The 19,508-nt window shown below is 70.6% G+C and carries 11 protein-coding genes; 5 read left to right on the top strand and 6 right to left on the bottom strand.

Annotation, left to right across the window (positions count from 1 at the left end; genetic code table 11):
* Positions 1-276 precede the first annotated feature (276 nt).
* Both ACFYPH_RS19340 and ACFYPH_RS19335 read left to right on the top strand, forming a co-directional pair.
* Positions 277-1,416, top strand: coding sequence for a substrate-binding domain-containing protein (locus ACFYPH_RS19340; RefSeq protein WP_354862152.1), 1,140 nt, complete (start codon positions 277-279; stop codon positions 1,414-1,416).
* Positions 1,417-1,937: 521 nt separating this feature from the next.
* A complete protein-coding gene (locus tag ACFYPH_RS19335) occupies positions 1,938-3,350 on the top strand; it encodes a ricin-type beta-trefoil lectin domain protein (protein ID WP_387183399.1) in 1,413 nt (470 codons plus the stop codon).
* A gap of 61 nt (positions 3,351-3,411) precedes the next feature.
* Here the strand turns inward: ACFYPH_RS19335 and ACFYPH_RS19330 are convergent, their stop codons facing one another.
* The 5 genes from ACFYPH_RS19330 to ACFYPH_RS19310 all read right to left on the bottom strand — a co-directional run bounded on the left by ACFYPH_RS19330 (position 3,412) and on the right by ACFYPH_RS19310 (position 9,302).
* Positions 3,412-4,425: a LacI family DNA-binding transcriptional regulator gene (locus tag ACFYPH_RS19330; RefSeq protein WP_387183396.1), complete on the bottom strand. Its 1,014-nt coding sequence runs from the start codon at positions 4,423-4,425 to the stop codon at positions 3,412-3,414.
* Positions 4,426-4,501: 76 nt separating this feature from the next.
* Positions 4,502-6,229 carry an IlvD/Edd family dehydratase gene (locus tag ACFYPH_RS19325; RefSeq protein WP_355138396.1) on the bottom strand — a complete coding sequence of 576 codons (1,728 nt, stop codon included), beginning with the start codon at positions 6,227-6,229 and terminating at the stop codon, positions 4,502-4,504.
* A 49-nt stretch (positions 6,230-6,278) separates the two neighbouring features.
* Positions 6,279-6,446: a hypothetical protein gene (locus tag ACFYPH_RS19320; protein ID WP_354857696.1), complete on the bottom strand. Its 168-nt coding sequence runs from the start codon at positions 6,444-6,446 to the stop codon at positions 6,279-6,281.
* 133 nt (positions 6,447-6,579) lie between these two features.
* Positions 6,580-8,097, bottom strand: a complete 1,518-nt coding sequence (locus ACFYPH_RS19315; RefSeq protein ID WP_387183393.1) for an aldehyde dehydrogenase family protein — start codon at positions 8,095-8,097, stop codon at positions 6,580-6,582.
* A complete protein-coding gene (locus ACFYPH_RS19310) occupies positions 8,094-9,302 on the bottom strand; it encodes a fumarylacetoacetate hydrolase family protein (protein WP_387183390.1) in 1,209 nt (402 codons plus the stop codon). Before ACFYPH_RS19310 ends, ACFYPH_RS19315 begins: the two co-directional genes overlap by 4 nt.
* 106 nt (positions 9,303-9,408) lie before the next feature.
* Between ACFYPH_RS19310 and ACFYPH_RS19305 the strand changes: the two genes are divergently transcribed.
* The 3 genes from ACFYPH_RS19305 to ACFYPH_RS19295 all read left to right on the top strand — a co-directional run bounded on the left by ACFYPH_RS19305 (position 9,409) and on the right by ACFYPH_RS19295 (position 15,913).
* Positions 9,409-10,302 carry an IclR family transcriptional regulator gene (locus tag ACFYPH_RS19305; RefSeq protein WP_363937930.1) on the top strand — a complete coding sequence of 298 codons (894 nt, stop codon included), beginning with the start codon at positions 9,409-9,411 and terminating at the stop codon, positions 10,300-10,302.
* Between the two features lie 575 nt (positions 10,303-10,877).
* Positions 10,878-13,745, top strand: a complete 2,868-nt coding sequence (locus ACFYPH_RS19300; RefSeq protein ID WP_354857704.1) for a ricin-type beta-trefoil lectin domain protein — start codon at positions 10,878-10,880, stop codon at positions 13,743-13,745.
* Between the two features lie 32 nt (positions 13,746-13,777).
* On the top strand, positions 13,778-15,913 hold the full coding sequence (locus ACFYPH_RS19295) for a ThuA domain-containing protein (protein ID WP_355066573.1): 2,136 nt from the start codon (positions 13,778-13,780) through the stop codon (positions 15,911-15,913).
* 178 nt (positions 15,914-16,091) lie between these two features.
* On the opposite strand, the gene ACFYPH_RS19290 is transcribed toward ACFYPH_RS19295, so the two are convergent.
* Entirely contained in the window at positions 16,092-19,277 is a 3,186-nt protein-coding gene (locus ACFYPH_RS19290; RefSeq protein ID WP_387183386.1) for a penicillin acylase family protein, read from the bottom strand.
* Between the last annotated feature and the right edge of the window lie 231 nt (positions 19,278-19,508).

Below are 19,508 nucleotides of genomic sequence, written 5' to 3'. Positions count from 1 at the left end.
GAGCTACCGATGCCTGCCCACAAAACGGTCTCACACCCCCTAATCATCCGGTCGAAGACCGGACCGCCGGCCCGTGACCCGGTCGACCCCCGCCGCACAGCGGACTCAGCGACGCCAGCAACGCCACAACTGATCTGATACGATCAGAATCGCTCACAGCTGCTCGGTCGGCCCGAGGGCCATAGCCGTCGCGCGCAGCCGCGTTCAACCCGGTCGGCAAGCTCGTCGTCACGGCGCGATACCTTTCGCCGCACGAAGCGTTCCTCGGAGGTCCCCATGACCAAGGACAGTCCTGTCGTCGCCACGGCGGAGACTTCCCGCGCGCCGCTTCAGGTCGCCCGCCGCCAGCAACTGTTGGCAGCCCTGCAACGCGACGGCTCGATGCGCATCTCCGACCTGTCGCACGTGCTGGGCGCCGCGCCGGTCACCATCCGGCGCGACATCGCGGAGCTCGCCGCCGAAGGGTTGGTTCGCCGGGTCCACGGTGGAGTCGCTCTGATCCTGCCGGACGACGTCCCGGCAGCCGAGGAGCCGCCCGACGCTGGCCTGAACCCGCTCGTCGGGCGCGCGGTCGGCATGCTCGTGCCCTCATTGGACTACTACTGGCCGGACGTGGCGCGCGGTGTCGAGGGCGCCGCCCGCGAGCTGGACATGCGTGTGGTACTGCGCGGCTCCTCGTACGACACCGAGGACGACCAGCCGCAACTGGCACGCCTGGTGGGGCGGATGGACGTGGACGCGCTGATCATCGCGCCGAGCATGGACGCGCCGACCGCCGAGCGCACCATCGAGTGGCTCGACCAGGTCGGCGTCCCGGTCGTCCTGCTGGAACGCACCGCCACGGTAGGCAGCCATCACGCTGTCATGGAGTCGGTGGTCACCGACCATGCGCTCGGTGCCGCCATGGCCGTACGCCACCTCACCTCGCTCGGACACCGCAAGGTCGGCCTGGTACTCGACGCCAACAGCCCCACCAGCCAGCACGTGCGGCGTGGCTGGCTCGACGCCACGACCGAGTGCGACCTCGACTCGAACGCGACAGTGGTGGCCGTGGTACCCGACACACGGTCACCGGAGCGGGACACGGTGCTCGACAACGTGCTCGACCGGTGCCAGGCGACCGGGACGACGGCCCTGCTGGTGCACGCCGACGCCGAGGCGATCGCGCTGGTGCAACACTGCGAGGAGCGGCACCTGTCCGTTCCCGGCGACCTCTCCATCGTGGCGTACGACGACGAGGTCGCCGGGCTCTTCAGCCCGCCGCTGACCGCGGTCCGACCGCCGCGACGCTCGATCGGACGGGCTGCCGTGCGTCTCGTCGCCGACCGGCTCGCCGACCCCGACCGCCCCACCCACCGGATCGTCATCAGCCCATCGCTGCGGGTCCGGGGGTCGACCGCGCGGCCACCCGCGTAAGGGGGCTTCCAGTCCCCGCCTCGGGAACGTTCAGCCAGTCGAAGACGCGCCGCTCGGGTCAGGTCCCGAGCGGCGCGTCGCTGTGCGGTCGCGGTAAGAGACGGCCGCTGCTCGGCTGATCCGTAACAGGCCCGAAACTACCGGTTGAGAATCCTGGAACATTCTGCGAGCCTGAGAACCATCGATCGCTGTGAACGTTAACATGATCCACTCAGCTCTGGAGGCGCCGCACGCGACCGTCAGGCCCACCCCCAGAAAATCAGCAGGATTTCCCGGAACCGTCCCGCCGGGCGTACCCGATTCCGAACACCCACTACTTCCGGAACAGCCGCGATAGTTGCGGCTCTGGTCGTGTCGCTGCTGCCCAATCTCAGCTCCGGCGGCGACTACGGTCTGCTGCCGTACCGGCCGGGTCTGCTGACGCTGCAACGCTGACGATCGGACAGCGCCGGGGCGGGCAGGTTCGGCCCCCGACCGAACCCGCCCGCCCCGCACTCATCCACCACCAGGAGGTACCGACAGTGCGAGGACCCGCAGACCACCCCCCGCCCTCGGGCGACACCCATGCCGACCGAGTGTCCTTCCGTTCTCGCGGACGGCTGCTCAAGCTCGCCGCGGCCGGGATCGCCGCCGCGGTCGGGTTGTTCACCATGACGGTGGCGACCGGGTCGGCGTCGGCCGCCGACAACCCGTACCAGCGGGGCCCGGACCCCACGGCGGCCAGCGTCACCGCCGTGAACGGCCCCTTCGCCAACACCTCGGTAAGCGTCCCGACCGGGTACGGCTTCAACGGCGGCCGGATCTACTACCCGACCGACACGAGCCAGGGCACCTTCGGGGCCATCGCGATCTCGCCGGGTTACACCGCGTTGTTCTCCGCCGAGCTGGCCTGGATGGGACCGTGGCTGGCCTCCCACGGCTTCGTCGTGATCGGCATCGAGACCAACAGCCGCAACGACTTCGACACGGCCCGCGGCACCCAGTTGCTCGCCGCGCTGGACTACCTGACGCAGCAGAGCCCGGTACGCGACCGGGTCGACCCCAACCGGTTGGCGGTCGCCGGTCACTCCATGGGCGGCGGTGGCGCGCTGAGCGCGGCCAGCCGGCGCCCGTCGTTGAAGGCCGTGGTCGGCATTGCGCCCTACTCGCCGTCGTCGAACCTGGCCAACGACCGGGTGCCTACCATGATCTTCGCTGGGCAGGCGGACACGGTGGTCACCCCGTCCTACGCCACCGGCCTCTACAACAGCCTCCCGAGCACGACGGAGAGCGTCTACGTGGAGGTCGCCGGCGCGGACCACGGGTTCATGGTCGGACGGTCGAACCCGGTGATGGTCCGGACCATGCTGCCGTTCGTCAAGATGTTCCTCGACAACGACGCCCGCTACAGCCAGTTCCTCTGCCCGCTGCTGGACTCCAGCGGCGTGGTCACCTACCGCAGCACCTGCCCGCTGCTGCCGTCGACGCCGACCAGCCCGACGCCGACCACCACCCCGACGAGCACCCCGACACCGACCCCCACCACTCCGCCCACCACTCCGCCGCCGGGCTCGGCCAGCCAGATCGTCGGCACGCAGTCGGGTCGTTGCATAGACGTACCGAACGCCTCCCGCACCAACGGCACGCGGGTGCAGCTCTACGACTGCAACAGGCAGACCAACCAGGCGTGGACCTACACCTCAGGCAAACAACTACAGGTGTACGGCACCATGTGCCTGGACGCGGCGGGCACCGCTAACGGCGCGGCGGTCCAGATCTACAGCTGCCACAGCCAGACCAACCAGCAGTGGAACGTCAACTCCAACGGCACCATCAGCAGCGTCCAGTCCGGACGATGCCTGGACGTCTGGAGCACCGCCAACGGCGCCCAGATCCAGCTCTACGACTGCCACGGACAGACCAACCAGCAGTTCCGGCTCGCCGCCCTGGCGTAACCCCGCACCGGGCGGGCTCGGCGTCACGCCGGGCCCGCCCCGGTTATGCGGCGTCCGTGGCTCACGTACCGGTCAGCGGCGCCGTGCTCTGACGCACCACGAGGTGGGGGACGACCAACGGCAGTGGCTGCGGCGCCGTGTCGTCGATGGCCTGGGTGACGGCCGTGATGGCCCGTTGACCGACCGCGCCGAAGTCCTGCTGGATCGTGGTCAACGGCGGAATCAGGTACGCCGCCTCGGGGACGTCGTCGAATCCGACGACGGAGATGTCCTGTGGCACTCGCCGTCCACGCTCGTGCAGTGCGCGCAGCACACCGATGGCCATCTGGTCGTTGGCGGCGAAGACCGCTGTGGTCCCGGGCATCTCGCAGATCCGCAGCCCGGCGACATAGCCGCTGTGGGCCATCCAGTCACCCTGGACCGGCTCGGGCGGGCGTAGGCCCGCCGCGCTCATCGCCGCCCGCCAGCCGTCGCGGCGGGCGCGGGCCTCCGCCCAGTTGAGCGGACCGGACACATGCACGATCTCCTGGTGCCCGAGGCCGAGCAGGTGGTCGGTCGCCATCCGGGCGCCGAGCACCTGGTCGACGCCGACGGTGACGCTGGCCCGGGACAGATCGCCCTCCACCACCACGAAGGGCACGCCGGATCGGGTCATCCGCACCACTTCGAGAGCCTCGTCGTTGCCGGCGATCATCACGACGCCCTCCACGCCGACGCGCATGAGGTGTTCGGTGGCGTCGCTGAGCGCCCGTACCGTCACCTCCGAAAGGCTCACCGAGGTGGCGAAGTATCCGGCAGCGCGGGCGGCATCCTCGACGCTGCGGTGGATGCTCGTCGGACCGAACAGCGTCCTGGCCGTGCCGATGATGCCGATCATCCCGGAGCGTCCGCGGACCAGCGCGCGGGCGGCGGTGTTGGGGCGGTAGTCGAGCCGTCGGATGGCCTCGAGAACCCGCTCCCGCGTCTCGCGCCTGATGGCGGGTGCCCCGTTGATGACCCGGGACACCGTCTGGTGCGACACGCCCGCCAGGCGGGCGACGTCCGCCATGACCGGTGGCCGATGGGCGGCGGTCACCGCTTTCTCCGCGTGAACTCGCACTGGCAGGCCGTCCGTTCTTCCATGGGTCATTTTCTCGTACGTTGTGCGGTCGTCAGTGTGAGTGACGGGGCACAGCGCTGCCGCTGCCACCGACGAGGAAGTCGAGGTCCGCGCCGCTGTCGGCCTGGAGAACATGCTCGCTGTACAGCCGCGTCCAACCTCGGTCGGCCACCGGTTGTGGTGGTTCCCAGGCGGAACGGCGCTCGGCGAGTTCCGCGTCGTCGACCAGGAGGTCCAGGCGGCGCGTGGTGACGTCGACGCGGACCAGGTCGCCGGTGCGCACCAGCGCGAGAGGTCCGCCCACGGACGCCTCCGGCGCCACGTGCAGGACGCACGTGCCGTAGCCGGTGCCGCTCATGCGGGCGTCCGAGATCCGCACCATGTCCGTGATGCCGTCGGCGAGCAACCGGCGGGGCATGGGCACGTTGCCCACCTCCGGGAAGCCGGGGTAGCCGCGTGGTCCGGCATTGCGGACGACGATCACCGTGTCGGCTGTGACATCGAGGTCCGGGTCGTCGGCGGCGACGACGTACTCCTCGATCCGGTCGAAGACGAGCGCCGGGCCGGTGTGCGTGAGGAGGTGGGGGGAGGCGGCGGAGACCTTCAGCACCGCCCCGGACGGCGCGAGCGACCCGCGCAGCACGACGGTGCCCGAGCCGGCGGGCTGGAACGGCTCCTCCAGGGTGGCGATGACATCCCGGTTCCAGCACTGGGCGCCGTCGACGTTCTCCGCCACGCTCCTGCCGCTGACGGTGATGTGGTCCGTGTGCAGCAGCGGGGCGAGCTCCTTCATCACCACCGGAAGACCGCCCGCGTAGGCGAAGTCCTCCATCAGGTACGCCCCGGACGGCATGAGGTTGACGAGCAGGGGCACGTCGGCGGTGAGGGTGTCGAAGTCCTCCAACGACAGGGGCACGCCGAGGCGTCCGGCGATCGCGAGCAGGTGCACGACGGCGTTCGTGGAGCCACCGATCGCGGCGTTGACCCGGATCGCGTTCTCGAACGCCTCCCGGGTGAGCACCGAGGACAGCCGCTGGTCCTCGCCGACCATGGCGACGATCCGGCGCCCGGCGGCCTGCGCGAGCGCGTACCGCCGGGAGTCGACCGCCGGCACGGCGGCGGCCCCCGGCAGTTGTACGCCCAGCGCCTCGGTCACGCACGCCATGGTGGAGGCGGTGCCCATGGTCATACAGTGGCCCCGGCTGCGGGACATGCCGACCTCCGCCTCGGCGCAGTCGGCCGCGGTCATCCGGCCGGCCCGCATCTCCTCGGTGAAGCGCCAGACGACGGTGCCCGAGCCGATGTCCTGGCCGCGGAACTTGCCGTTGAGCATCGGGCCGCCGGTCATCATCAGCGTCGGCAGGTCGACGCTCGCCGCCCCCATCAGCAGGCCGGGAGTGGTCTTGTCGCAGCCGGAGAGCAGGACCACCCCGTCGAGCGGGTTGGCGCGGACCGACTCCTCCAACTCCATCGCCAGCAGGTTGCGGTAGAGCATGGTGGTGGGTCGCATGAGCGGCTCGCCCAGGCTCATCGCCGGGAACTCCAGCGGCAGACCGCCGCTCTCCCACACGCCCCGCTTCACCGATTCGGCCAGGTCGCGCAGGTGAGCGTTGCAGGGCGTCAGCTCCGACCAGGTGGTGGCGATGCCGATCACCGGGCGGCCGTCGAAGACGTCGTCCGCGAAACCCTGGTTGCGCATCCAGGACCGATGGATGAACCCGTTACGGCCTTCCGCGCCGAACCACTGCCCGCTGCGCAGCGATCGATTCGTCGTCGACATCAGCACACCTTTCTGTTCATCCGCCCGGATAGCTGGTGGGAAGGGCGGCTTACCGGAGGCCGCCGACGGACAGTCCGCCGCGCCAGTGTCGTTGCAGACTGAAGATCCCCTGCCAGAGGCCGAGGCCGACGGTCACCGGGAAGAGCCGGTTGTCCGAGAGCATGGCCAGGGGCAGGAAGTAGGTGTTCCAGGACGCCACGGCCGACCGGAGCAGCACAGTGACCACCGCGGGGCGCATCAGGGGAACAGCGATCTAAATGAACGTCCGCACCTCCCCCGCGCCGTCAAGGAATTCGCGTGCCGGCCGCGGGTGACCCACAAAGGCACCCGAAGGAGACCGGCAGACGCCGTTAATCGGTCGCTGACACCAACCTCCCGTCGACTCGCCGAGGAATGGCGGTGTACTCGTCGCGCAGCTCCTCGGGAAGGACCCAGTCCGGGGCGTCCTGCCACGCCAGCGGGCGCAGGAACCGTCGGATCGAGGTGGCGCCCACAGACGTGTGCACGGCGTTCGTCGACGGCCAGGGTCCACCGTGGTGCTGGGCCCACGACACCCGGACGCCGGTGGGATAGCCGTCGAAGACGATGCGACCCGCGCGGGCGGCGAGCACGTCGACCAGCCGGCGTACGACGTCCGCGTCGTCACCCGAGCCACGATGGACGGAGCCGGTCAGCGACGGGGGTACGGCGTCCAGCGCGGCGTCGAGGTCGGCAGCGTCGTGATACCGGACCACGACCATGAGCGGACCGAAGCACTCGTCGGCGATCTCGGCGGTCAGCCCCGGCAGATCCACCTCCAGGAGCCTCGGCGCGGCGGTGAAGCCCGCGCCGGGGTCGACCTGGGCCCGTGCCGAGACCCGAGCACCGGCCCGCTCGAACTCCGTGGCCCGACTCTCGTACGCGTCCCGGATGCGCTCGTTGAGCAGGACCGTGCCGCCCGAGTTGGCGACCTTCTCCCGCAGGACGTCGACCAGCTGGTCACCGCCCCGGTCCGTCGGGATGAACGCCAGGCCGGGCTTGGTGCACAGTTGACCGCCCGAGGCGGTGAAGGAGGCGAACAGACCCTCGGCGATCTGGTCACCCCGGTCGGCGGCCGCGGCGGGCAGGACGACGATCGGGTTCACGCTGCTCAGTTCGGCGTACAGGGGAATGGGGTCGGGTCGTTCGTCGATGGCCGCCTGGATGGCGCGGGCGGCGTTGACCGAGCCGGTCAGGGCGGCCGCGCGGATCGCGGGGTGACGCACCAGCGAGCGGCCCGCCTGCTCCCCGTACACGGTCGCGATGACACCCTCGGGCCCGCCCAGCTCGCGGACGGCCGAGGAGATCGCGGCGGCGGAGGCGTGCGACGTCAACGGGTGCGACGGGTGGGCCTTCAGGACCGCGGGGCAGCCGGCGGCCAGCGCGGCGGCCGTGTCACCGCCGGCGACCGAGAAGGCGAACGGGAAGTTGCTGGCGCCGAAGACGGCGACCGGCCCGAGGGGTACGAGCATCCGCCGCACGTCCGGGCCGCGTCCGAGCGGTGTGTCGGCGGCGTGGTCGATGGCCGCCTCGACGTACGCCCCGTCGCGCAGCACATCGCCGAACATCCGGAACTGGACCGCGGCCCGGGTGAGTTCCCCGTCGAGGCGCGCGTGGCTCAGCCCGGTCTCCGCCTCGGCGGCCGCGACCAGATCCACCCGGTGGGACTGGAGGGATGCGGCGATCGCGTCCAGCAGCTCGGCCCGGCCACGCCTCCCGAGGTCGGCCAACCAGCGCGTCGCCGGGGACGTCTGACCGGCGATCGTCTCCAGCCGAGACTCGTCGGTCTCGGTGAGATCCGTCGCGCGACGCTTGCCGTCGCGCGGATCGACCGTGATGACCACGTTCACAGCAGTCCTCTCCTTACCAGATTGCCCATGAGATCGCGGACGCCGAAGTGCCAGGGTTCGCACTCCTGGGCGTGCCGCACCCGGTTGACCAGGGTGCCGAGTGCCGGACAGCTGATCCGTACCACGTCGTCGACCTTGTGGGTGAAGCCCTCACCGGGGCGGTCCCGGTCCTGGATGGGCGCGAACATGGTGCCGAGCATCAGGGCGGCCCCATCGGGATAGTTGTGGTGCGGGCCGATCAACTGCCGCACCAGCTCCTCCGGGGCGCGCGACATCCGGGTCATCTCCGAGACCGCCTCCAGCAGGAAGCCGTCCCCACCGTGGACCTCCAGGCGCACCTCGAGTTCGCGTACCCGCTCCATCCCGAACCGGTCGTCGAAGAGCCGGATCAGGGGGCCGAGCGCGCAGGAGGCGTTGTTGTCCTTCGCCAGGGGAAGCAGGAGCGCCGAGCGGCCCTCGATGTCGCGCAGGTTCACGTCGTTGCCGAGGGTGGCGCCGACGATCCGGCCGCTGGACTGGACGATGAGGGTGATCTCGGGTTCCGGGTTGTTCCAGGTCGACGCGGCGAGCACACCGACCGGGACGCCGGTGCCGACGGCGGAGAGGATCTGCCCCTTGGTGAAGATCTCGGCGTCCGGGCCGATCCCCACCTCCAGGTACTGGCTCCACATGCCCTCGGCGACCAGCAGGCTCTTGAGCCGGTCCGCCTCGGCCGAGCCCGCCTCCAGGTTGTGCAGGTCGACACCAATGTCGGCGAACATCCGTTGCCGGATGTCCGCCGCGAGCGCCAGGTCTCCCCGTGCCCGCTCCTCGATGACGCGTTCGATCATCGAGATGGGGAAGGTCACGCCCGCGGCCTTGAGCGCCTGGAGGTCCACCGGGGCGAGCAGCCAGGGCCGACCACGGTCCCGGGTCGCGGCCCCCGTGTTAGCCAGGATCTCCCCGAAGTCGCCCACCCGCGCCCCGTCGAGCCCGGCCACGGTCGCGGCGGGGTCGGGCAGCTCGCAGATGTCCCGTACGGTCGGGAACCGGTGGCTGAGGTCGATGACCTCGCCGTTGCGGACGGCCACGGGCGTGGGGCCGTCGACGGACGGGTCCCAGATCCGGCCGATCAGAACAGCGTCCGCATCGTCCGGCAACGCCTCGGCGGCGGACCCGACCCAGTCCGCGCCGGCGGCGCCTGCGCGGGGCCGTGGGACCGTCATGAGCCGCTCTCCGCGATCCCGCCGGCGTGCGCGCGCTGCTTACCCATCGCTACTCCAGTGGTACGAGTTGGCATCGAGGGAATTAAATTGCAACGATCGTAGCGACATGTGCAACGGTGTCAAGAGGCGGTTGCGCATGACGCCAACTTCATTGCGTATTGTGCAATGGCAGCGACGGTGTCGTACCGTCGCCCCGAGGGGAGACAGAGCCTTGGCGCAATCGATTCGCCGCGCGATCGACCTCATCCGTCGGTCGGCCGAGCACCCGCTGTCCCTTACCGAGGCTGCGGACGTGCTCGGCGTCCACAAGTCCACGGCCCTGCGGATCCTGCAGACACTGGAATCGGCGCGCTTCGTCCGCCGGACCGGGGCGGGCACCTACGTGCTCGGCAGTGGACTCATCGAGTTGTCCGAACTCGCGCTGGGCTCGATGGACCTGCGCCAGCCCGCCGCCGCGCACCTCCGGGCGCTGCAACGCGAGACCGGCCACACCGTGCACCTGGCACAGCTGACCGGCGACGAGATCATCTACATCGACAAGGTGGACAGTCCGGCGTTCGACGCCGTCAAGCTGCCCTCGCGGATCGGGCGCGCGGTGTCCATCTATGCGAGCGCGGTGGGAAAGACGATCCTGGCCTACCTACCTCGGGAGGAACGCGACCGTCTCCTCTCCCACGTCGTCTTCGAGAGATTCACCGCGACCACATTCACCGACCACGACGCCCTCGAAGCTGAACTCGCCCGCATCCACGAACGCGGCTGGGCCGTGGACAACGGCGAGCACGACGCCTACGTGATGTGCGTGGCCGCGCCGATCAGGGATTCGCGCGGTCAGGTCATCGCCGCCGCCTCGATCACGGCGATCGAGGTGATCGCAAGCCTCGACCAACTGAAGAGCAACGTTCCGCTCCTTCTGGAGACCGCCAACCAGATCTCGTACGAACTCGGCTACCCGCGGCCCTCCGCGAACCCGGACGGTGACGGCCGGTCCACGACCTGACCGGGCGGTCACCGCAGTCCGGCGGTGTTTCAATCCTCCCTCCGCGGGATTGACCCTCGAAGATGGCCGATGTTAACTGCAAGTCAACGATGCAGGTCGATGTTCATCTCGCCGGAACCCGGCGCGTGACAGCGATCCGCGTCATCTCACATCGCCCCCGTTTCGGCGGACGTGGGCAGACCGGGGCTCTCCCCGGGGTGCGAGACATCCGCACGACGATCCAGAGGAGATCGTGTCGATGACGATGACGACGCCGCTACGAATCGCGCTCGCTGTCCCGTTCGCCGCTGGTGTCGTCGCCGTCGAACCGGCCGGACCAGCCACCACGGCAACCACGGACGCCGCTTTCGGCACCAGCACCGGGACGTGAACCGGCACGCGACCGGCCCCCGGGAACGTTCGACCTGATCGCCTTCTGACGGCGAGCTGGCCGGTCCGCGACGGGCCCGCCGGCCGGCGTCGCCCCATCGAGCCCGGCGTCGGCGGCCCGGCTTTGTCCATCCGCCCTGGCGTACGCGCACCCACCGGTGCGCGTGTGCCCGACCGTCCAGCCCACCCCGACCCCGGAGTACGCCATGCTCACACCACGTCCGCGCCTCACCGCGGCCGTTGTCCTGGCCATTCTCGCCAGCCTCCTGCCGATCCTGGTGGCGGTCACCGTCGCCGCACCGCCAGCGGCCGCGGCGCCACCCGCGACCACCCAGTTCGAGAAGGTCAAGCTCGACGGTGGGCTCTCCATGGGAGAGCCGATCGAACTGTCCGTCCTGCCCGACGCCAAGGTGCTCTACATCAACCGGGGCACCAGTTCCGGCGGCGGGCAGGTACGTCTCTACAACCCGGCCACCCGCACCACGACTGTGGCGCTGACCCTGCAACTGGACGCCCGATTCGAGGACGGCCTGATCGGCATCACCGCGCACCCGAGGTTCGCCACGAACCGCTGGGTGTACCTGTTCTACTCGCCGGCCACGACGCCGCTGGTCAACCGCATCTCGCGGTTCACCTTCAACCCGAGCACCCTGGTGCTCGACCCGGCGAGCGAGACCCGGCTGATCGAGTGGCCGACCGAGCGCCGGCTCTGCTGCCACTCGGCGGGCTCGATGACGTGGGACAGCAACGAGAACCTCTACTTTGCCGTCGGCGACAACACCAACTCCGGTGGAGACTCGGCGGGCATGGCGCCGATCGACGAGCGGACGAGCCGCGACGCCCAGTACGACGCGCAGCGGACCTCGGGCAACACCAACGACCTCCGCGGCAAGATCAACCGCATCCACCCGGAGGACAACGGCACGTACACCGTTCCGACGGGCAACCTCTTCGCCGCGGGCACCAGCGGCACCCGTGCGGAAATCTACGTGATGGGGGTGCGCAACCCGTACCGCCTGTGGGTGGACCGCAAGAGCAGCAACACGCTCTACTGGGGCGAGGTCGGGCCGGACGCCGGAGCGACGATCGCCAACCGCGGGCCGGCGGCGTACGACGAGTGGAACCGGGCCACCGCGCCGGGCAACCACGGATGGCCGTACTGCGGCGGCCCCAACGTCGCCTACAACGACTGGGACTTCGCCACCAACTCACCGCGCGGCTGGTTCCCGTGCGGTGGCAGCACCGGCCCGGTGAACAACTCGCCGCGCAACACAGGCCTTGCGCAGTTGCCGCCGACCCGGGGCGCGCTGGTCTGGGAGCAGCACGGCGGCAGCCGGGAGTGGCCGGCCCTGGACAGCCCGGGCGGCTGCGGCTCGCCCAACCACGCCGAGGTCTACCACTACGACCCCAACCTGGCCTCGGACGTGAAGTGGCCGCAGTACTACGACAACAAGCTGGTCATCACCGAGTACTGCCGTAACTGGATCAAGGAGGTCCAGTTCGACAACGGCAACGCGCGTACCGGCAACCCGACCGTCATCGAGCCGGTGCTGGCCGGCATGTCGTTCGTCCACCCGATCGACATGGAGTTCGGGCCGGACGGGTCTCTCTACCTGCTGGAGTACGGCAACGGCTACTTCTCCGGCGATGCCGCCGCCGGCCTCTACAAAATCAACTACGTCGCCGGTGGCCGGTCTCCGACCGCTGTCGCGTCGGCCACCCCGGACAACGGCCTGAGCCCGCTGACGGTCAGCTTCTCCAGCGCCGGCAGCACCGACCCGGACGGCGACCCGCTGACCTACGCGTGGGACTTCGACAGCAACGGCACCGTCGACTCCACCGCCGCGAACCCGACCTACACGTACGCCAGCAACGGCGACAAGCGCGCCCGGCTCACGGTCTCCGACGGCACCGGCCGGTCCGGCACCACCCAGGTGACCGTCGTCGTGGGCAACACCCGGCCCACCGTCGCCCTCAACGGCATTCCCAACGGCGGACTGTTCTCCTGGGACGAGAACCTGACCGCCACCGCCACCGCCGCCGACGCCCAGGACGGCACGATCCCCTGCGCGAACGTGACGATCCGGGCGGCCCTCGGCCACCAGGAGCACGCGCACGAGGAGGGCCAGGGCACCGGCTGCGGCTTCACCGTCAACACCGGACCGGTGCACGCCGGGCCGGACTCGGTGCTCTTCTTCCTGCTGCGGGCCGGTTACACCGACCGGGGCGCGGCCGGCACCGTGCCGCTCACCGCCGAGAAGGACGTCACCCTCTGGCCCAAGCAGTGGCAGGCCGAGCACTATGTCTCGTTGCACGGGCCCCAGGTCATCAACGCGGGAGGCGCCGAGGGCGGCCGGCGGCTCGGTGACATCCAGAACGGCGAGTACGTCCGGCACCACGCGGTGAGCCTCAAGGGCATCACCGGCATCCGGGCCCGGGTCTCCTCGGACAAGGCCGGCAACGTCGCCTCCTTCCGGTACGACTCACCGACCGGTCCCGAGATCGCCCGGGTCACCGTGCCCAACACCGGCGGCTGGGACAACTACACCGAGATCAGCGCGCCGGTCACCAGGCCCGACGACAACACCCACGACCTGTACGTCGTGTTCACCGGCGGCACTGGAGGAGCCCTGCTCGACCTGGACAGCTACACGTTCACCGGAGCCGGGGTGAGCACCCCGGCGAGCGGCCCCCGCACCGGCCCGATCCGGGGAATGGGCAAGTGCGTCGACGTCAACGCCGGCGCGACCGCCGACGGCACCAGCGTCCAGATGTGGGACTGCATCGCCGGCGCGACCAACCAGCAGTGGACGCTGCCCGGCGACGGCACCATCCGCAGCCTGGGCAAGTGCCTGGACGTGAAGTCCAGCGGCACCACCAACGGCACCCCGATCCACCTGTGGACCTGCAACGGCACCGGGGCCCAGCAGTGGGTGACCGGCACCGCGGGCAGTCTGCGCAATCCGCAGGCCAACCGGTGCCTCGACATCCCCGCCTCAACCCCCACCAACGGGCGGCAGCTGCAGATCTACGACTGCAACGGCACCTCCGCGCAGAACTGGACCCTGCCGTGACCCGTCCGCCCGCTCTCCCGCAAGGAGCCCCCATGCGCAGACGCCTCATCGCCGCCGTTGCCGCCGCCGTGGTCGCCGGGCTCACCGTCGCCACCGGCGCGACGGCCGTGGCACCGACCCCGGCCGAGGCCGCACCGCTGAGCAAGGTCCTGGTCTTCTCCAAGACCGCCGGCTTCCGGCACTCCTCCATCCCGAACGGCATCGCCGCCATCCAACAACTCGGTACGGCGAACGGCTTCACCGTCACCGCCACCGAGGACGCGGCCACCTTCACCACGGCCAACCTCGCTCAGTACCAGGCGTTGGTCTTCCTCAGCACCACCGGCGACGTGCTCGACGCCACCCAGCAGGGCGCGTTCGAGGCGTACATCGCCGCTGGCGGTGGCTTCGTCGGGGTGCACGCCGCCGCCGACACCGAGTACGACTGGCCGTGGTACGGCGGCCTGGTCGGGGCGTACTTCGCCTCGCACCCGGCCAACCAGCAGGCGACCGTCCGGGTCGAGGACCGGGCCAACGCCTCCACCGCACACCTGCCGCCGACCTGGACCCGCACCGACGAGTGGTACAACTACCGAGCCAACCCCCGCTCGGCGGTCAAGGTGCTGGCCAGCCTCGACGAGTCGTCGTACTCCGGTGGGTCGATGGGTGGCGACCACCCGATCACCTGGTGCCACAGCTACGGCGGCGGACGCTCCTGGTACACGGGCCTCGGCCACACCGAGCAGAGCTACACCGATCCGAACTTCACCCGCATGCTGCTCGGCGGCATTCAGGTGGCGGCCGGCGCGGTGGCGGCGGACTGCCGGCCGGAGCCCGGCTACACCCCGCTGTTCGACGGCACCCAGGCCAGCCTCGGGCAGTGGCGGCAGGCCGGGCCGGGCGGCTTCACCCTGGCCGACGGCACCCTCACGTCGAACGGCGGCATGGGGTTGCTCTGGTACCCGGTGCGCACGTTCGCCAACTACTCGCTCAAGGTCGACTGGATGATGCCGGGCGACGACAACGGCGGGGTCTTCATCGGATTCCCCGATCCGCAGGGCGACCCGTGGGGCCCGGTCAACGCCGGTCACGAGATCCAGATCGACGCCACCGACGGCGACCCGACGCGCACCACCGGCAGCGTCTACAGCCTCCAGGCACCCAACCAGGCCGCCCGTGCGGCGGCGCTCAACCCACCCGGCTCCTGGAACACCTACGAGATCGGCGTGCACGGTCAGCGGGTCGAGATCTGGCTCAACGGAATCAAGATCAATGATTACGTCAGCAGCCGGGCCATCGCCAACGGCTACCTCGGGGTGCAGAACGACGGCGCCGGCATGGACATCAACTACCGCAACGTGCGGATCAGGACGGACGGGCCGAGCGAGCCACCCGTCACCGACCTGGCCCGGGGCCGGCCGGTGACGGCGTCCAGTGTCGAGCCGGGCAGCGCGCACGTGGCGGCCAACGCCGTGGACGGCAACGCCACCACCCGCTGGGGCAGCGCGTACGCCGACCCACAGTGGATCACCGTCGACCTCGGGGCCACGTACGCGATCAACCGGGTGCGGCTGACCTGGGAGGCGGCGTACGCGCGGGCGTACCAGGTCCAGGTCTCCCCGGACAACGTCACCTGGTCACCGGTGCACACCACGACCACCGGAGATGGCGGCGTCGACGACCTCACGGTCACCGGCACCGGCCGCTACCTGCGGGTGTACGGCACCCAGCGGGCCACCCAGTGGGGCTACTCACTGTGGGACCTCAACGTCTACGGCACCGCCGCCGGTGGCACCCTGCTGTCCCGGGGCCGGCCGGTCACCGCGTCCAGCGTGGAGCCGGGCAGCACGCACGTGGCGGCCAACGCCGTGGACGGCAACGCCACCACCCGCTGGGGCAGCGCGTACGCCGACCCGCAGTGGATCACCGTCGACCTCGGGGCCACGTCCGCCATCAACCGGGTACGGCTGACCTGGGAGGCGGCGTACGCGCGGGCGTACCAGGTCCAGGTCTCCCCGGACAACGTCATTTGGTCACCGGTGCACACCACGACCACCGGCGACGGCGGCGTGGATGACATCGCCATCTCGGCCACCGGTCGTTACCTGCGTGTCCAGGGCACCCAACGGGCCCTGCCCGCGTACGGCTACTCGCTGTGGGAGCTGGAGGTCCACGGCACTGTCGCCTGACCCGCGCCCGGCAGGTCACCTCGGCATCTCGCTCGCGGTGACCTGCCGGCGCGGCAGCCACTTCGCTGGCGCCACCAGCACGAGCGGCCGGCGAGGAGCCGCCCGCTGGTGCAACCAGTTCGTCGACGGGCACGTCCGGAGGAGCGGCGGGTGATCCCCGCCGCCCCTCCGGGCGACATCACTTCCCGTACAGCTCGAATTCGTAGAGCGAGAAGCCGTACGAGGTGGCCCGCTTTACCCCGTACACCCGCACGTAGCGGGCGGTGACCGGGGCGAAGGTGGCGTTGTCGACGCCGCCGTTGCCGGTGGTGGTGGCGAACACCGGCGTCCAGGAGCTGCCGTCGCCGGAGACCTCGATCCGGTACGAGGTGGCGTACGCGGACTCCCACCGCAGCACCGTCCGGCTGACGGTGCGGGCCGCGCCGAGGTCGACCCGCAGCCACTGGTTGTCGTTGTAACTGCTGGCCCACCGGCTGCCGAGGCTGCCGTCGACCGCCTTGTCCGGGGTGTAGCTGGTCAGGAACTGGGTGCTCGACGCGGTGGCCGGACGACCCTGCGCCAGGTTCGCGACGTCGTCGCCCCGACGTGCCGGGAACGAGACGACCTGCTGGTAGGTGGGACGGTTCTGCCAGGCGATCAGGGGGTGGGTGATGCCGCCGAGCCCGGACTGGGCGATCGAGTCGGCGCACCACTGGTCGCCGGCCCCACAGGACTTGTCTCCGGGGTAGACGGTGGTGGCCGGCACCGCGGCGGCCTGGCCGAGCGCGTCGAGCAGGGCCTGCCGGCACGTGCCGAGGTTGCCGTTGCCGCAGTACGTGCGGCCCAGCCCACCGGCCACCGGCTCGCCGAGGACGGTGCGCAGGTCCTTGTCGACGTAGCCCCACCAGCCGTACTGGAACGACGAGCCCTTGTGCGCCTGCCCCTGCAGGGCCCAGCTCGCCGTGCCGTCGCGCGCGCCGTTCTGGCCGCCCGACGGCGCCTCGTTCACCTCGATGGCGTCGACAAGCGCGGCGTAGAGGTCCGGCCCGAGGCCGGGGCGGAACTCCGCCGAGGCCAGCAGCGGCCACCAGGCGTCGAAGATCCGGATCGCGTCGGCGTGCTGGTAGACCTTGGAGCCGGGGGACGTCTCCACCCGCCGTGTGCCGGCCTGCTGCCAGGCCCGCAGCTTGCCCACCGCGTCGGCAAGCGCCGGATCCGTGACCGGCGTGCTGTCCAGCACCCGCAGCAGGTCGCCGAGAACCTGCTGGCCCCGCAGGTCGGTCACCGCCGCGTCCGCCATGATCTTGACGACGTCGGCGCGCCCGAGCTTGCGCTGGGCGATCGCGGCGCGCACCGGACCGTCGAGCAACTGAGCCCGGTGTACGGAGCCGAAACTGAAGTTGCCGTCCGCGGCCCCGAAGTCCCGCGCCTGCTTGTTGTTCCAGCTCACGTAGTAGTCCTGGTTGACCGACTGCGGGTGGGCCGCCGCCGGGGTGTAGCTGGCGTCGTTGGTGTCCGGGTTCCAGCCGGCCCACTCGTACGCCGGTTCGGCCTTGGTGGGCAGGTTCGGGTCGGCGGTGGCCGGACGGACCGGGTTCGAGCCGGAGTTGAAGTACGCCGCCTCGGTCGAGTTGACGTAGAACCAGTTGAACGCGTACCCGACGCTGGCCGCGGACGCCTGGAACGCCGCCGCGCTGCCCATCGCCGACGGGTCGTTGTAGGCCTGGAAGCCGATCGCCGAGTCGGCCTCGTGCCGGTAGGTGGAACGCAGTTTGGTGAACGCGGTCGGCTGCCCGTTCACCAGCCCCCGGTACGCGACCAGCCCGTACTTGGTGCGCAGCGCGCGCAGGGTGTACGACCCGGCCGGGGTGGAGTCGGCAAGCGTCGGGGACCAGGAGTTGCGCTTCTCCAGCGCCTCCATGGCGAGGCACTGCCCGTGGTAGAGGTAGCGGTTGGTGCGCAGCGTCGGGGCGCTGCCGTCGGTGGTGCACAGCGGCACCGCGTACGTGTCGGTGAGGTCCTGTGCGGCGGAGGTCGCGCTCCACGCGTAGTCCTGGCCCCGGCCGAGCAGCACGTAGAGGTTGAGCCCGGCGAACGCGGCGCCGCGCGCGCTGATTCCCGGGCCCTGCAGCTCCTGGAGCATCAGCAACTGCGGCGCGAAGTAGCCGGTCTGCGGCCCGAACACGGCGACCGGGTTGCCGGTGGTGGTGTGCCGCCCGGAGACCACTACCGCGTTGGACATGCCGTGCGCCCGCAGGTTGGACACGCCGCCGAGCAGCCCCTGGGTGGCGGTGCTGGCGCCGGTGCGGGCGGCGGCCCCGCCGCTGGCGTCGTAGGCGAGGGGCTCGGCGACCACCGTGCCGGCGTCGGGGAGCACCGCGCTGGTCGCGCCCGGCGGCGTCGCCCCGTACGGGAAGCTCTGCCCGTCGTGCAGGGTGAGTACGGTCTCCGGGTCGTTCTGCGACCGGAACGCCGCCCAGACCCGGTCCCCCTCGGTGGTGCCGTACTTCGCCCGGGCGGCCACCCGGACCAGCGCGGACTGGATCTCGCTGCCCCCTCCCCCGCCGAAGAGCCCGCCGACCACACCGGCGGTGGCGATCAGGTCGGTCATGGTGAAGTGCGTCGGCTTGCCGGCGCCCGCGAGCACGTACTCGCCCGGGTAGTTGTCGTCGGCGATCGACTTGTCGACGTAGGCGTTGATACCGGCGATGTAGTCGACCACGTCGGTGTAGAGCTGCTGACCCCGGGCGCCCTTGGTGCGCAGCGCGTCCACCTGGGCCTGGAGGTCCGCCTCGGAGTAGGGCGAGTTGGCCCAGATGCTCTGCTCCAGTTCCCGGTTGCCGGGCGCGCCGCCGGCGAACGAGGTGAGCGTGCCGCGACCGGCGTGGCGCAGGAGATCCATCACCCAGAGCCGGTCCTGGGCCCCGGCGTAGCCCGCGCCGAACATCGTGCCGGCGCGGGTGGTGCCGGTGACGTGCGGGACGCCGGTGGCCTTGTCCCGCACGATGGTGACGTCCGCGCGCGGCGAGACGGTGCTCTCCACCTGCGCGGCCGGGACGCCGAACGAGGCGTCGTTGTAGAAGTGGGCGATCTGCTCGTCGGTCAGCCCGGCGTAGTTGTAGACCAGGTTCGCGTACTCGTCGAGCTGGTCGCTGGAGTGCGCCGGGCGGGTGCCGAGCGCCTGGTGCGCCAGGATGGCGACCAGCGTGGCGTTGCCGTTCTCCCCAGGGGGCAGGATGTCGGCGCACTGGCCGAGGCAGTAGTCGTTGGCGGCGAACGTGCTGGCGGCGAGCGCCGGTGAGGGCGGGGTCACCGTCAGGACGCTCGCGGTCAGGGCGGCGGCGGTGAACGCCGCGAGCCGGTTACGGAGAGCGGGACGAGGCATGGCGATCCTCCGGGGACGCGGAGTCGGGCCGTTCGGTACGCCCGGCTTCCGGTGCCGACGTCTCGCCCTCCGCGCCCGGGCGTTACACCAGGAGGTGAGAGTGACTCATGTCTATCTCCGGGCAATGATCGACGCAGGAGCCCCGTTCCGGATAGCCGTCGTTCACCACGCGCCAATGCCGACGTTTCGCCGCCTATCACGACGGAAACCGGCACGGCGGCACCGCGGGTC

The organism is Micromonospora sp. NPDC005252 (assembly GCF_042872475.1).
Taxonomy (GTDB): domain Bacteria; phylum Actinomycetota; class Actinomycetes; order Mycobacteriales; family Micromonosporaceae; genus Micromonospora.
Note: the sequence above shows the minus strand (reverse complement) of the source record. Positions and strands in the feature narration are given on the sequence as shown.

What these genes read in the sequence shown, in the direction of transcription:
- ACFYPH_RS19340 (WP_354862152.1), top strand. Translation starts at nt 277, where the DNA reads ATGACCAAGGACAGTCCTGTCGTCGCCACGGCGGAGACTTCCCGCGCG.
- ACFYPH_RS19325 (WP_355138396.1), bottom strand. Translation starts at nt 6,229, where the DNA reads ATGTCGACGACGAATCGATCGCTGCGCAGCGGGCAGTGGTTCGGCGCG.
- ACFYPH_RS19310 (WP_387183390.1), bottom strand. Translation starts at nt 9,302, where the DNA reads ATGACGGTCCCACGGCCCCGCGCAGGCGCCGCCGGCGCGGACTGGGTC.
- ACFYPH_RS19305 (WP_363937930.1), top strand. Translation starts at nt 9,409, where the DNA reads ATGTGCAACGGTGTCAAGAGGCGGTTGCGCATGACGCCAACTTCATTG.
- ACFYPH_RS19300 (WP_354857704.1), top strand. Translation starts at nt 10,878, where the DNA reads ATGCTCACACCACGTCCGCGCCTCACCGCGGCCGTTGTCCTGGCCATT.
- ACFYPH_RS19295 (WP_355066573.1), top strand. Translation starts at nt 13,778, where the DNA reads ATGCGCAGACGCCTCATCGCCGCCGTTGCCGCCGCCGTGGTCGCCGGG.
- ACFYPH_RS19290 (WP_387183386.1), bottom strand. Translation starts at nt 19,277, where the DNA reads ATGCCTCGTCCCGCTCTCCGTAACCGGCTCGCGGCGTTCACCGCCGCC.